Raw genomic sequence first — 13,984 nt, forward strand, 5'->3', positions numbered from 1 at the left:
CGCGCGCGGGCTCAGCTGAAGCGGCGCTTCGGCGCGGTCTTCATGTGCGTGGTGTAGAGCGTCAGGCCGGTCAGCGAGAGGCCGCCGATCAGGTTGCCGAGCACCACGGGGATTTCGTTCCAGATCATGTAGTCCATGATCGAGAAATTGCCGCCCATGATCATGGCCGACGGGAACAGGAACATGTTGACGATGGAGTGCTCGAAGCCCATCGCGAAAAACAGCATGACCGGCATCCACATGGCAATGACCTTGCCGCTGACGGTGGTGGAGATCATCGCGCCCACCACGCCCAGCGACACCATCCAGTTGCACAGCACGCCGCGGATGAAAATCGTCAGCATGCCGCCCGCGCCGTATTCCTTGTAGCCCAGCGTGCGGTTTTCGCCGATGTGCGAGATGACCTGGCCGACCTTGTTGGGCGGCACGGAAAAGCCGTAGGTGAAGACGATGGCCATCAGCACGGCCACGGTCAGCGCGCCCAGGAAGTTGCCCACGAAGACCAGGCCCCAGTGCTTCAGGATGGCGTTGACGGTAACGCCCGGGCGCTTGTCGAACAGCGCCAGCGGCGTCAGGACGAAAACGCCGGTCAGCAGGTCGAAGCCCATCAGGTACAGGATGCAGAAGCCCACGGGAAACAGGGCGGCGCCCAGGATGGGCGAATCCGTCTGCACGGTGACCGTCACCGCGAACACCGCGGCAATCGCCAGGATGGCGCCCGCCATGAAGGCGCGGATCAGGACGTCGCGGGTCGCCATGTAGATCTTGGACTCGCCGGCATCCACCATCTTGGTGACAAACTCGGAAGGAACTAGGTAGGACATGATGTTTCCTGTTGCTGGGCTGATATGGAAAATGGGTCCGGCGGCGCCCGTCAGGCGATTTCCACCGCGTCGCCGTTAAAGCGCGCCTGCCAGGTCCGCAGGCGCTGTTCGGGGTATTGCACGCAGCTGCCGTCCGCCAGGCGGAAGTGCTGCTTGTAGAGCGGCGAGGCCACCACCAGGTCGCCGCCCAGATGGCCGACGATGCCGCGGCCGATCACGTTGGCGCCCGACTTGGGGTCGCGGTTGGACACCGCATACAGGCTTTGCCCGGCGGCGTCCGGCAGGTAGAACAGCGCCACCTGCATGCCGTCCACCAGCGCGACCACGCCGGAGTTCGGCACCAGGTCCTGGCGGTCGCAGGCGTGGAGCCAGGCGGGTTGTAGGGAGGCGGGTGCGCGCATCAGACGATCTCCTCGGCAATCGGGATGACGCGCGGGGTGGCGCGCGCCGGGGCGGGCTTGGGCTGGCCGCGTTCCTCCACGAACTGGATGTCGGGGTCGCCGCCCCGGTCGTTCACGAAGGTGCGGAAGCGCTTGAGCTTTTCCGGGTCGTTGACGGCGTTGGCCCATTCGCATTCGTAGCGGTCCACCACCAGCTGCATCTGCGCTTCCAGTTCGGCGGCGAGGCCCAGGCTGTCTTCGATCACCACCTGCTTGAGGAAATCCAGCCCGCCTTCCAGCGACTCGCGCCAGACCGAGGTGCGCTGCAGCTTGTCCGCCGTGCGGATGTAGAACATCAGCACGCGGTCGATGTAGCGGATGAGGGTTTCGTCGTCCAGATCAGTGGCGAACAGCTCGGCGTGGCGCGGGCGCATGCCGCCGTTGCCGCACACATACAGGTTCCAGCCGTTTTCCGTGGCGATCACGCCGATGTCCTTGCTTTGCGCCTCGGCGCATTCGCGGGTGCAGCCGGACACGGCGAACTTCAGCTTGTGCGGAGAGCGCAGGCCCTTGTAGCGGTGCTCGATGTCCAGCGCCATCTTCACGCTGTCCTGCACGCCGTAGCGGCACCAGGTGCTGCCCACGCAGGACTTCACCGTGCGGGTGGACTTGCCGTAGGCATGCCCGGTTTCGAATCCCGCGGCGATCAGCTCCGACCAGATCGCGGGCAGCTCGTGCAGCTGCGCGCCGAACAGGTCGATGCGCTGTCCGCCCGTGACCTTGACGTACAGCTTGTACTTCTTGGCGACGGCGCCGATGGCGATCAGGCCGTCCGGCGTGACCTCGCCGGCCGGAATGCGCGGCACCACGGAATAGGTGCCGTTCTTCTGCATGTTGGCCATGAAGGTGTCGTTGGTGTCCTGCAGCGGCACCAGGTGCGGGTCCTGGATGGGGCGGTTCCAGCACGACGCCAGGATCGAGCCCACGGCGGGCTTGCAGATGTCGCAGCCCACATGGCCGCGTCCGTGGCTGGCCAGCAGTTCTTCAAAGGACTCCATGCCGCCGACGCGCACGATCGCGTACAGCTCCTGGCGGGTATAGGCGAAGTGTTCGCAAAGGCTCTTGTCCACGGCCACGCCGCGGCTGGCCAGCTCATGTTCGACCACCTGCTTGAGCAGGCCGGCGCAGCCGCCGCAGCCCGAGGCCGCCTTGGTGCATCCCTTGACGCCGGTCAGGTCCGTACAGCCTGCGTCGATGGCGTCGCAGATGGCGCCCTTGTTCACGTTGTGGCAGGAACAGATCGTGGCGGTGGCGGGCAGCGCGTCCACGCCCAGCAGCGGGGCGGCTTGCCCTTGCGGCAGGATCAGGCTGGAAGGGTCCGCGGGCGGCGCGATGCCGTTCTGCGCGTATTGCAGCAGCGTGTCGTAGTAGCTGTTGTCGCCGACCAGGACGGCCCCCAGCACGCGCTTGCCGTCGGCGGACACGACCAGCCGGCGGTAGCTGGAGCCGGCCTCGTCGATGTAGCGGTAGCTGCGCGAGCCCGGCGTGGCGCCGTGCGCGTCGCCGATGGAGCCGACGTCCACGCCCAGGAGCTTGAGCTTGGTGGACATGTCGGCGCCCGTGAAGGGCTGCTCGGGGGCGCCGCACAGGTCGGCCGCGACGATGCGAGCCATCTGGTAGCCGGGCGCCACCAGGCCGAAGACGCTGCCGTTCCAGGCCGCGCATTCGCCGATGGCGTAGATGTGTTCGTCGCTGCTGCGGCAGTGGTCGTCGATGGCGACGCCGCCGCGCTCGGCCAGCGCCAGTCCCGCCTTGCGCGCCAGCGCCACTTGCGGGCGGATGCCGGCCGAGAACACGATCAGGTCGGTTTCCAGCGGCGCGCCTTCGGCAAAGCGCATGCGGTAGCGGTACTGGGTGCCGGGCTTGATGTCCTGCGTGGCGCGCGACAGGTGCACGCCCACGCCCAGCGATTCGATGCGCGCCTTGAGCGCTTCGCCGCCGGCTTCGTCCAGCTGCACCGGCATCAGGCGCGGCGCGAACTCCACCACATGCGCTTCCAGGTTCAGCGACTTGAGCGCGTTGGCGGCTTCCAGCCCCAGCAGCCCGCCGCCCACGACCACGCCGCGGCGCGCGCCGCTGGCGGCTTCGCGGATCAGGTCTAGGTCGTCGATGGTGCGGTACACCAGGCGCGACGCGCCCTCGGCGCCCGCGATCGGCGGCACGAAGGGATAGGAGCCGGTGGCCAGCACCAGCTTGTCGTAGGCGGTGCGCCCGCCGGCCGTGACCACCGCTTGCTGATGGCGGTCGATCTCCAGCACGGGTACGCCCAGATGCAGGGTGACGCCGTCGTGTTCGTACAGCGAGGCCTCGCCCAGCGCCATCGACTCGGCATCGCGCCCGTTCAGGTATTCGGACAGATGCACCCGGTCATAGGCGCGGCGGGGCTCCTCGCCAAAGACGTGGATGCGATAGCGCTCCAGAGCGCCGCGCGCGATCAGCTGCTCGACGCAATGGTGGCCGACCATGCCGTTGCCGATGACAACCAGCGTCTGCAAAGAATCGGAAGTGGCCGCTACATTCATGGGATATCCCCAGGCTTGGATATTCGGGTTTCAGAAGACAAGCGGCGCCCTGGACCTTTCGGTCGGGGCGCCATTGCCGGTGCTGCTCAAGTTGTCTTGCCGGCCTTGCGGCCCGCACAAGAGTCATCAAGCAAAGTCCGTGCCAGAAATTCCTGGGGGTAGTGAAACGGAGGAATTTCCCTGTGGATTCATAGGGAAAGTGGGGGCGGCAAGCCGGACCGCGCGCTTGTCGGCCCGCCGGGGCGCACCGCGGCGCATGCCTCGAATCGGTGCATATCCTTGTGCGCCTTGCACCCGTTTGGCGCAGCGCAACATGGCCGTGGGGGCCGCAGGGCGCGGCTTTAGCCGAATGCGGCCTGCACCGCGGCAAACGCGGCGGCGACGAGCGGATCTTCCCGGCGCGAGGCCTGGGTGATGAAAGACAGCTCCGCCTGGATCGACAGCCCCTTCACCAGCAGGAGCCCGCTGGCCTGGGACTCGCGCAGCGCGATGGAGTCGCGGACCAGGGACAGTCCCACGCCCGAGCGCACCAGGTCCAGCATGGAGGCCTCCTGGTCCACTTCGGCCACGGCATTGGGCGCGATGCCCAGCGCGTCGAACTTGTCCGAAAGCAGCCGGTGGTGCACGGAGTCGGGCGGCGTCCAGATCCACGGCAGCGCCGCGATCTCGGCCCAGCCCCGGCCCGCCACCTGCGCGCCCCAGCCCTTGGGCGCCACCACGTAGTACGCAAAAGCCGCCAGCGGCAGCGCGTCCAGGCCGGCGGCGCTTCCGGCCGGTTCCTGCGGCCCCAGGGAGAAGCCCACGTCCAGGTCGCCCGAGCGCACCTGCCTGGCGACCGACCCGGACATGCCGTGGCGCAGGGTGGGGCGGATCTTGGGGTAGTGCTCCACCAGATACTGCAGCGTGGCGCCCAGGCGCAGGAATTCCGGGTCCAGGATGGTGCCGATGCGCAATTCCCCTTGCACCGTGTCGCGCAGGGCGCCGATGGCGCGCTGGAAGTCTTCCAGCGCGTCCAGTATCCGCAGCGCCGACGGCAGCAGCGCCCGGCCGTCCGCATTGGGCGCCAGGCCCTGCGCGGTGCGCGTGAACAAGGTCAGGTCCAGCGACTCCTGGAAGCTCTTGAGCTGCAGGCTGAGCGCGGGCTGGGTCAGGTGCAGGTGCTCGGCCGCGCGCGTGAGGTTGCCCTCTCGGGCCACGGCGGCGAAGGTGCGGATGTGCTTCAGGTCCATGGCATACCCTGGAAAAAATGCCCCTAGGCGGCTCACGCTACGCATGCTCGCAGCCGGCGGCAAAAAAATAACGAACCATTATTAGAGTTTCTTATAAGCCGCTTTTCAACAATTCATTGGACAGCCACAGGCGGCTGCGCCAGAGTCTCGGAAGATGCCCGGCGCACACTCGTTGCCGCAGCCGGGTCGGCTCATTGTGCGGGCGCCTGTCCGGCGCTGGCGACTTGATAAGAAGAGCTTATGGAGACATACGACTACATCATCGTGGGCGCGGGCTCGGCGGGCTGCGTGCTGGCCAACCGCCTGAGCCGCGATCCCGCCGTGCAGGTCTTGCTGCTGGAGGCCGGCGGGCGCGACAACTACCACTGGATCCATATCCCGGTGGGCTACCTGCACTGCATCGGCAACCCGCGCACGGACTGGATGTACCGCACGGCCGAAGAACCGGGCCTGGGCGGACGGTCGCTGATCTATCCGCGCGGCCGGGTGCTGGGCGGCTGCTCGTCGATCAACGGCATGATCTACATGCGCGGCCAGCGCGAAGACTACGAAGACTGGGCGGCGCTGTCGGGCGATCCGGCCTGGAGCTGGGACCAGGTGCTGCCCGTCTTCAAGCGCAGCGAGGACTATCACCGCGGCGCGGACGAGCATCATGGCGCGGGCGGCGAGTGGCGGGTGGAGTCGCAGCGTTTGCGCTGGGACATCCTGGAGGCCTTCGCCAGCGCGGCCGAGCAGGAAGGGATTCCGCGGGTGCAGGATTTCAACCGCGGCGACAACTTCGGCAGCGGATACTTCGAGGTGAACCAGCGGTCCGGCTGGCGCTGGAACACGTCCAAGGCGTTCCTGCGGCCGGTGCGCAAACGCCAGAACCTGCATGTGATGACCGGCGCCCTGGTCGAGCAGCTGGAATTCGAGGGCAAGCGCTGCGTCGGCGTGCGCCTGAACCGCGGCGGGCGCGCCACGACGCTGCGGGCGCGGCGCGAAGTAGTGCTGTCGGCCGGCGCCGTGAACACGCCGCATCTGCTGGAAGTCTCGGGCATCGGAGAGCCCGCGCGCCTGCGCGAAAGCGGCATTGCGCTGCGCCATGCCCTGCCCGGCGTCGGCGAGAATCTGCAGGATCACCTGCAGTTGCGGGTCATCATCAAGGTCAACGGCGTGAAGACGCTGAACCGCATCGCCTCCACCTGGCTGGGCAAGGCGGGCATCGGCCTGGAATACCTGGTCAGCCGCAGCGGCCCGATGAGCATGGCGCCTTCGCAACTGGGCGCGTTCGCCAAGTCGGACCCTGGCCAGGCCCGCGCCAATGTGGAGTTCCATGTGCAGCCCTTGTCGCTGGGCGCGTTCGGCGAACCCCTGCATGGCTTTGACGCCTTCACCGCCAGCGTCTGCAACCTGCGTCCCACGTCTCGCGGCAGCGTGCATGCCCAAGGACCCGCGGGGCAGAAGGGCGCCGAGGCGCCCGTCATCCGCCCCAACTACCTGAGCACCGAAGAAGACCTGCAGGTGGCGGCCGATTCCATCCGGCTGGTGCGCCGCATCGCCGCCGCGCCGGCCCTGCAGCGCTATAAGCCTGAGGAGTGGCTGCCGGGTCCGGCCTTCCAGACGGAGGCCGAACTGCGGCAGGCGGCCGGCAAGATCGGCACGACCATCTTTCATCCGGTGGGCACCTGCGCGATGGGGCGGGACGCGGACAGCGGCGCGGTGGTGGATGCGCGGCTGCGCGTCCATGGCCTGGAGGGCTTGCGCATCGCCGACGCGTCGGTCATGCCGCTGATCACCTCGGGCAACACCAATTCGCCGACGATCATGATCGCGGAACGCGCCGCCGACATGATCCGGGAAGCGGGCGCGGGGCGTTAGGGCCGGACAATGCAAAGGAGCCGCTTCCGGGCGGCTCCTTGCTTTTCGCGGCGATGCCGCCTTCAGCGCAGCGAACGGTACGTCTGCTGGCGTTGCGGGTGCGTCAGCATCACTTGCCAGAGCTGCCCCTCGCGGGACCGGAAGAAGCCGGCGCAGCACATCAGATAGTATTTCCACATCCGGTAGAAGCGGGTGCCGTAGCGGGCCTCCAGCGCGGGCCAGGCCCGGTCGAACCTGTCCCACCACGCCATCAGCGTGCGGTCGTAGTCGGCGCCGAAGTTGTGCCAGTCCTCGATGATGAAGCGGCCTTCCACGGCCGTCGCGATCTCGCGCGCGGACGGCAGCTTGCCGTTGGGGAACACATAGCGGTCGATCCACGGATCGGTGCTCTGGCTGGTGGAGGCGATGCCGATCGTGTGCAGCAGGAACGCGCCTTCCGGCGCCATCAGGCGCTGCACGTTGGTGAAGTAGGTGTCGTAGTTCTTCGGGCCCACGTGCTCGAACATGCCTACCGAGACCACCTTGTCGAAGCGGCCCTGCAGGTCGCGGTAATCCTGCAGCAGCAGCTCCACGGGCAGGCCCTTCACGCGTTCCTGCGCCAGGGCCAGTTGTTCCTTGGACACCGTCACGCCGGTGACCTTGACGCCATAGCGCTCGGCCGCGAACTTGGCCAGCCCGCCCCAGCCGCAGCCGATGTCAAGGAGCGTCTCGCCTTCTTTTAGCTGCAGCTTGCGGCAGATCATGTCCAGCTTGGCCAGCTGCGCCTCTTCCAGCGTCTGGGCGTGTTCCCAGAAGGCGCAGGAGTAGATCATGCGGCTGTCCAGCATGGCCTCGAAGACGTCGTTGCCCGCATCGTAGTGCTGCTCGCCGACTTCAAACGCCCGGTTCTTGGATTGCAGGTTGAACAGCTTGTGGCGCAGGTGTTCGGCGATCAGCTTGATGCGCGCCACGCCCAGCGCCGCATCGCCCATGTCCGCGCGCAGCAGGCGGGTGAAAAGCTCGTCCAGTTGTTCGCAGTCCCATTCGCCGTCCATGTAGGACTCGCCCAGGCCCAGCGACCAGCTGGCGAAGACCCGCTCGTACATATGCTTGTCGTGGACCTGGATATCCCACGGGCGCGTGCCGTTGATCTGGACGTCCGCGCGCGCCAGGACGTCCTGGAGGACTTTGGGCGGTTGGGGAGGAGGGGGGCTGGCGGAGGAGTGATCGGTCGGGTGATCGGTCAGCTGAGACGCGGGACTGCTTTGCTGCATACGGACTCCATATCAATTTTGGGATGACTGATCTGGCAATGCCTGAAGCTTTTTACTGTCGTCCTGTCGGGCGCGCAACGCCAATTTAAATGTTGGATCGCGCCGATAGGCAATGGCAATTTCCGGAGCGCCCGGCCGTGGGGGCGCCGGTCTGGATGGGGAGATCGTAGCGACGACCGGGCGGATAGTCCAGCGGATGGCGCTAAGATACCGGCCTAGCCGCCGCATCGGCGCGCGCGGATTCGTGGAGTGGATTGATGGTGGACGCCAGGCTGGAACCCCGTTTGGACTTTGTCACGTGCGCCAGCCCGGCGGGCTTGCACCGCATGGCCTACTGGGAATGGGGCGACCCGGCCAACGAGCGGGTGTTGCTTTGCGTCCACGGCCTGACCCGCAGCGGCCGCGACTTCGATGCGCTGGCGCGCCGGCTGGCCGACCGCTATCGCGTGGTGTGCCCGGACGTGGTCGGGCGCGGCCGGTCGGACTGGCTGGTCAATCCGGCGTATTACACGGTGCCGCAGTACCTCTCGGACATGGTGACCTTGATCGCGCGCGTCCGGCCGGCCCGGCTGTCCTGGGTGGGCACGTCGATGGGCGGGCTGATCGGCATGGCGTTGTCGGGCGCCGCCGTGTTCGCCAAGGCCATGCTGGCGATGCGCCCGCACGCCGGCATGCTGCCGCCCGCGCAGGGCATCCGTTTCGACAAGCTGGTGCTCAATGACGTGGGGCCGCGCCTGGAGAACGGCGCCTTGTCGCGCATCGGCCAATACGTGGGCGAGCCCGGCGAATTCGCGTCGTTCGAACAGGCCGTGGCCACGATGCGCGTCAACTCCGAAACCTTCGGGCCGCACACCGACATGCAGTGGGCGGAGCTGGCGAAGTACCTGTATCCCGAGCAGGGCGGAAAATGGGTCAAGCACTATGACCTGGCGATCGCGCAGGCGCTGGCCTCCCAGACTCCCGAAGAGCTTGCGGCCGGCGAACAGATCCTGTGGCGCTCGTATGACGCCGTAGACTGCCCGGTGCTCATCGTGCGCGGCGAACGGTCCGACCTGCTGACCCGCTCCACCGTCGACGAAATGCTCAAGCGCAATCCGCGCGCCCAGGCGCACGAGGTCGCGGGCGTGGGCCATGCGCCTACGCTGATCGCCGACGAGCAGGTGGATCCGGTGGCGAATTTCCTGCTGGCCTGAGGGCAGCGCGGCAATATAGGGACGGCACGGCGCTATCCTTGGCGCCGGGCCTTCTCTACAATAGCCCCATGAAATCGCCCACCCTGAACATCGATCTGCATTGCCATTCCACCGTGTCCGACGGCGCGCTTGCGCCCCGGGACGTGGCGCGGCGCGCGCACGCCAACGGCGTGGATGTCTGGGCATTGACCGACCACGATGAAGTGGGCGGCCTGGCCGAAGCCGCCAGCGCGGCCCGGGACCTGGGCATGCGCTTTGCCACCGGCGTCGAGATCTCCGTGACGTGGGCGGGCCTGACCGTGCATATCGTGGGCCTGCGCTTCGATCCCGAAAACACCGGCCTGGTCGAGGGCCTGCGCAAGACCCGCTCCGGCCGCGCCGAACGGGCCAAGCGCATCGGCGACCGCCTGGCGGACATGGGCATGCCCGGCGCCTACGAAGGCGCGCTGCCGTTTGCCGGCAACCCGGAACTGATCAGCCGCACGCACTTTGCGCGCTACCTGGTGCAGGCCGGCTACTGCCCGGATGTGCAAGCCGTGTTCACCCGGCACCTGGGCGACGACCGGCCGGGCCATGTGCCCATGCAATGGGCCACGCTGGCCGAGGCCGTGGGCTGGATACGCGGCGCGGGCGGCCAGGCCGTCATCGCGCATCCGGGCCGCTACAAGTACACGCCCATGCAGTTTGCCGCGCTGTTCGACGAATTCCTGCAACTGGGCGGCGTGGGCATCGAGGTCACCACGGGCAGCCATACCGTCGAAGAAGCCCGCCAGTATGCCGACGTGGCGCGCCGCTACGGCTTTCTGGCCTCGCGCGGCTCGGATTTCCATAGCCCCAAGGAAAGCCGGATAGACCTGGGCCGCCTGCCGGCGCTGCCCTCCGACCTGAAGCCGGTCTGGCACGACTGGTTCTGACGCGGGCGGCGCGCGCCGTCCATCCTGCAAGCCATCGACAGTCATCGCGCCGCCGCGGCGCAACCGCCATGAATAAAGCCTTTGTTAAAGAGTCCGACCACGAGGACGACGACGATCTGCCGCAAGCCCAGGCCTTGCCCGCAGGCACGAAGAACTACATCACCCCCGAAGGGTACGAGCGCCTGCGCGCCGAACTCACGCACCTGATGAACGTGGAGCGTCCCTCGGTCGTGCAGGTGGTGTCCTGGGCCGCGTCCAACGGCGACCGCTCGGAAAACGGCGACTACCTCTACGGCAAGAAGCGCCTGCGCGAGATCGACCGGCGCATGCGCTTCCTGACCAAGCGGCTGGACATCGCCGAGGTCGTGGACCCGAAGGCCCAGCCTAACCGCGACCAGGCGTTCTTCGGCGCGACGATCACCTACGTGGACAAGGCGGGCGAAGAGCATACCGTCACCATCGTCGGCGTCGACGAGGCGGAACCCCTGGCCGGCAAGATCAGCTGGATCTCCCCCGTGGCGCGCGCGCTGATCAAGGCCCGGGAAGGCGACACGGTCGTGCTGCGCACGCCGGGCGGCATCGATGAGCTGGACATCCTGGAAGTCAGCTATCCGGACTAGAAAAAAATAACGGGCGCCAGCTTGTGGCCGGCGCCCGTCTGGTGGGCGGGATCTGACGTCCCTGCCTCGGTTGGCGGCTTGCGCCGCCGGTTCCCCTGGGGCTTGCTGCGAATCTGTTGCGGGCTTACTTCTTGCGTTCGGCGATGGACTTTTCGGCCATGTTGACCAGGTCTTCGCCGATCTGCTTCTTCCACTTTTCGTAGACGGGCTTGGTGACCTTGACGAAGGCGTCGTGGTCCGCCTGGGACAGCGAGGTCACGGTGACGCCGTGGCCGGCGATTTCCTTCAGCAGCGACGGGTCTTCAGGCGTGACGCCCTTGCGCGCGATCACGATCTGCTGCTTGCCTGCGTCCAGCGCGGCCTGGCGCACGATGTCGCGGTCCTTCTCGGACCAGGAATTCCAGACTTCGCGGTTGACCACGAAGATCAGCGGATCGGCCACGTAGTTCCACAGCGTCAGGTACTTCTGGCCCACGGTGTACAGCTTGGAGCCGGTGTAGATCGACAGGGGATTCTCCTGGCCGTCGACCGCGCCGCTGGCCAGCGCAGGCTGAGCGTCCGCCCAGCTCATCTGCGTGGGATTGGCGCCCAGCGCGGTGAACGTGTCGATGTACAGCGGCGAACCGACCACGCGCAGCTTCATGCCCTTCATGTCTTCGGGCTTCTTGATTTCGCGCTTGGAGTTGCTGACCTGGCGGTAGCCGTTCTCGCCCCAGGCCAGCGGCACCACGCCGGCCTTTTCAATGAGCTTGAACATTTCCTTGCCCACGTTGCCCTGCACCAGCGCGTCGATGGCGGCGTAGTCGGGCATCAGGAAGGGCAGGGAGAACAGGTTGAGCTGCTTGACCTGCGGCGACCAGTTGATGGTGGAGCCCACGGCCATGTCGATCACGCCCTGGCGGATGGCGGTGAATTCGCGGGTCTGGTCGCCCTGGACCAGCGAGGTGCCGGGGTAGACCTTGATGTTGATGCGGCCCTGCGTGCGCTCGCGCACCAGGTCTGACCAGATTACCGCGCCCTGGCCCCACGGGAAGGTGGTGCCCACGACGATGGAGAGCTTGTACTCGGGCTTGTAAGTCTGCGCGTGCGCGGGCGCCATGCCCACCACGGCGGCGGCGCACAGCGCGGCCCCGATCAAATTGCGGAATTTCATGTTGCGTCTCCTCTCTTTGCGAGTCTGTCTGTTGTTGTAATGAATATCCGTGCAGCCTTCCGGGTCGCCCCTTCCGGCCTTCTCAATAGCCCAACTTGCGCGGCAGCCACAGCGCCAGCTCAGGAAACACCAGCACCGCGACCAGCACCAGGAACATCGCGCCCAGCAGCCACACCACCCAGCGCACCGTGGACTCCATGGGCACGCGCGCGATGCGGCACGACACCATCAGGTTCACCGCCAGCGGCGGGGTGAACTGGCCCAGCGCCACCTTCAAGGTCAGGATCACGCCGAACCACACCGGATCCCAGCCGTAGGCATTGGCGATAGGCATCAGCAGCGGCACGAAGATCAGGAAGATCGAGATGCCGTCCAGGAACATGCCCACGGTCATCAGCAGCAGGATCAGCAGCGCCAGCACGCCCCATTCGCCCAGTCCGGAATTGACGATGGCGTGGGTGATCGGGTCGATCACGCTGAGCGTGGACAGCGCCCAGGCGAAGATGCCCGCCAGCGTCACGACCAGCATGATGACGGCGGACAGCTCGGCGGCTTCGCGCAGGATGGTGTACAGGTCGCGGAATTTGATCGTGCGGTGGATGAAGCCGCCGACGAACAAGCCATAGAACACGGCCACCACGGCGGCCTCGGTGGGCGTAAACCAGCCCATCCGCATGCCGCCCAGGATCAGCACGGGCGCGGCCAGGCCCCAGGACGCTTCGCGCAGGCTCCTCCAGAAGGGCGGACGCGGCAGGTGGGATTCCAGCGCGCCCATCTTGTATTTGCGCGACAGCCAGACGGCGGGCACGATCAGGGCGAAGCCGGCCAGGATGCCGGGGATCATGCCGGCGGCGAACAGGGCGGGCACGGACGCGCCCGGCACCAGCACCGAATAGATGATGAAAGCCACCGACGGCGGAATCAGGATGTCGGTGGCGGCGCCCGCCGCGACCACCGAGGCGGAAAACGAGCCGGGATAGCCCGCGCGCGACATGGCGGTGATCATCACCGCGCCCACGGCCGCCGCGCACGCCGGCCCCGAGCCCGAGATGCCGCCCAGGAACATGGCCACCGCGATCGACACCAGCGGCAGCATGCCGGGGCCGCGGCCCACAATGGCGATCGCAAAGTCCACCAGCCGCTTGGCCACGCCCGAGCGGTCGAAGATGGAACCCACCAGCACGAACATGGGGATGGCCAGCAGCGGGTACTTGGCCAAGCCGGCGTAGAAGTTCTGCGGCACGGTCAAGAGGCCATACCAGGGCGTGTCCAGGTTGGACAGCACGATGGCGACGGTGCCGCCGATGCCCAGCGCCACGCCGACCGGCACGCCGATCAGCATCAGGGCGATGAAGACGACGAAGAGAATGGTGGCGATCATTGCTGCCCTTCCCGCGGCGCCTTGGCGATGCGGCGCAGCGTGCCGACGGTACGCAGCGAGATCGCCGCGGCCATCACCGGCAGCCAGATCGAATACCACCAGGTGGGCACGCCGATCGCCGGCGAGGTTTCCTCGTACAGGTATTCGTCCAGCACCAGCTTCACCGACAGCACCGTCAGCAGCAGGAAGAACGCCAGCACGCAGCCGTTCGCGATCAGCGCCATGATGCGCTGGCGGCGCGGCGAACCGGAGTCCGCCAGGATCTCGATGCGGATATGGTGGTTGCGCACAAAGGCCACGCTGCCGCCCGCCATGGTCAGCACGATCAGCAGGAACACCGAGATTTCTTCCGTCCAGGCGAAGGACTGGTCGGTGAAATACCGCACCAGCACGTTCAGGAAGGTAATGATGGCCAAGGTCGCCAGGAGGATCACGGCCAGCCAGTCTTGGATGGCCAGCGGCACCTTCACGGCGGGATCTGCTTCTATGGGGATGATCGGTTCGACAGGCTCGGCGGGGGCTTCGGGGCGGGACATGTGAGGCAACGGCCAGCGCGCGCAGGCGCTTTATTAGTAGGGTCGCTGCATCCTACCGT

12 protein-coding genes are annotated in these 13,984 nt (G+C 66.9%); 4 read left to right on the forward strand and 8 right to left on the reverse strand.

Features of this window, described 5'->3' with window-relative positions; genetic code table 11:
* Window positions 1–11 precede the first annotated feature (11 nt).
* The 4 genes from ACFWP0_RS12930 to ACFWP0_RS12945 form a co-directional block, all read right to left on the reverse strand.
* The gene (locus tag ACFWP0_RS12930) at window positions 12–824 is read right to left on the reverse strand and encodes a formate/nitrite transporter family protein (protein ID WP_377842508.1); all 813 of its coding nucleotides are present in this window, start codon (window positions 822–824) and stop codon (window positions 12–14) included.
* A gap of 50 nt (window positions 825–874) precedes the next feature.
* The gene (nirD, locus tag ACFWP0_RS12935; RefSeq protein ID WP_377842510.1) at window positions 875–1,225 is read right to left on the reverse strand and encodes a nitrite reductase small subunit NirD; all 351 of its coding nucleotides are present in this window, start codon (window positions 1,223–1,225) and stop codon (window positions 875–877) included.
* Window positions 1,225–3,786, reverse strand: coding sequence for a nitrite reductase large subunit NirB (gene nirB, locus ACFWP0_RS12940; RefSeq protein WP_377842511.1), 2,562 nt, complete (start codon window positions 3,784–3,786; stop codon window positions 1,225–1,227). The genes nirD and nirB overlap by 1 nt, the downstream gene beginning before the upstream one ends.
* 341 nt (window positions 3,787–4,127) lie before the next feature.
* Window positions 4,128–5,015, reverse strand: coding sequence for a LysR family transcriptional regulator (locus ACFWP0_RS12945; protein ID WP_377842513.1), 888 nt, complete (start codon window positions 5,013–5,015; stop codon window positions 4,128–4,130).
* 240 nt (window positions 5,016–5,255) lie between these two features.
* On the opposite strand from ACFWP0_RS12945, the gene ACFWP0_RS12950 reads away from it, so the two are divergent.
* The gene (locus ACFWP0_RS12950) at window positions 5,256–6,875 is read left to right on the forward strand and encodes a GMC family oxidoreductase (RefSeq protein ID WP_377842514.1); all 1,620 of its coding nucleotides are present in this window, start codon (window positions 5,256–5,258) and stop codon (window positions 6,873–6,875) included.
* A gap of 62 nt (window positions 6,876–6,937) precedes the next feature.
* On the opposite strand, the gene cfa is transcribed toward ACFWP0_RS12950, so the two are convergent.
* Complete coding sequence (gene cfa, locus ACFWP0_RS12955; protein WP_377842515.1) at window positions 6,938–8,128, reverse strand: cyclopropane fatty acyl phospholipid synthase; 1,191 nt, start codon at window positions 8,126–8,128, stop codon at window positions 6,938–6,940.
* Between the two features lie 257 nt (window positions 8,129–8,385).
* Here cfa and ACFWP0_RS12960 point away from each other — a divergent pair, with 257 nt between their 5' ends.
* From ACFWP0_RS12960 to greB, 3 genes are all read left to right on the forward strand, one after another.
* Window positions 8,386–9,321 (forward strand): alpha/beta fold hydrolase, encoded by a 936-nt coding sequence (locus tag ACFWP0_RS12960; protein ID WP_377842516.1) that lies wholly within the window; start codon window positions 8,386–8,388, stop codon window positions 9,319–9,321.
* A gap of 68 nt (window positions 9,322–9,389) precedes the next feature.
* On the forward strand, window positions 9,390–10,235 hold the full coding sequence (locus ACFWP0_RS12965; RefSeq protein ID WP_377842518.1) for a 3',5'-nucleoside bisphosphate phosphatase: 846 nt from the start codon (window positions 9,390–9,392) through the stop codon (window positions 10,233–10,235).
* A gap of 68 nt (window positions 10,236–10,303) precedes the next feature.
* Window positions 10,304–10,855, forward strand: coding sequence for a transcription elongation factor GreB (gene greB, locus ACFWP0_RS12970; RefSeq protein WP_377842519.1), 552 nt, complete (start codon window positions 10,304–10,306; stop codon window positions 10,853–10,855).
* 124 nt (window positions 10,856–10,979) lie between these two features.
* Here the strand turns inward: greB and ACFWP0_RS12975 are convergent, their stop codons facing one another.
* The 3 genes from ACFWP0_RS12975 to ACFWP0_RS12985 form a co-directional block, all read right to left on the reverse strand.
* Entirely contained in the window at window positions 10,980–12,008 is a 1,029-nt protein-coding gene (locus ACFWP0_RS12975) for a DctP family TRAP transporter solute-binding subunit (protein ID WP_377842521.1), read from the reverse strand.
* Window positions 12,009–12,090: 82 nt separating this feature from the next.
* Window positions 12,091–13,389 (reverse strand): TRAP transporter large permease, encoded by a 1,299-nt coding sequence (locus ACFWP0_RS12980; RefSeq protein WP_377842522.1) that lies wholly within the window; start codon window positions 13,387–13,389, stop codon window positions 12,091–12,093.
* The gene (locus ACFWP0_RS12985) at window positions 13,386–13,925 is read right to left on the reverse strand and encodes a TRAP transporter small permease (RefSeq protein WP_377842524.1); all 540 of its coding nucleotides are present in this window, start codon (window positions 13,923–13,925) and stop codon (window positions 13,386–13,388) included. Before ACFWP0_RS12985 ends, ACFWP0_RS12980 begins: the two co-directional genes overlap by 4 nt.
* Between the last annotated feature and the right edge of the window lie 59 nt (window positions 13,926–13,984).

The organism is Achromobacter sp. NPDC058515 (assembly GCF_042721735.1).
Classification (GTDB): domain Bacteria; phylum Pseudomonadota; class Gammaproteobacteria; order Burkholderiales; family Burkholderiaceae_B; genus Achromobacter.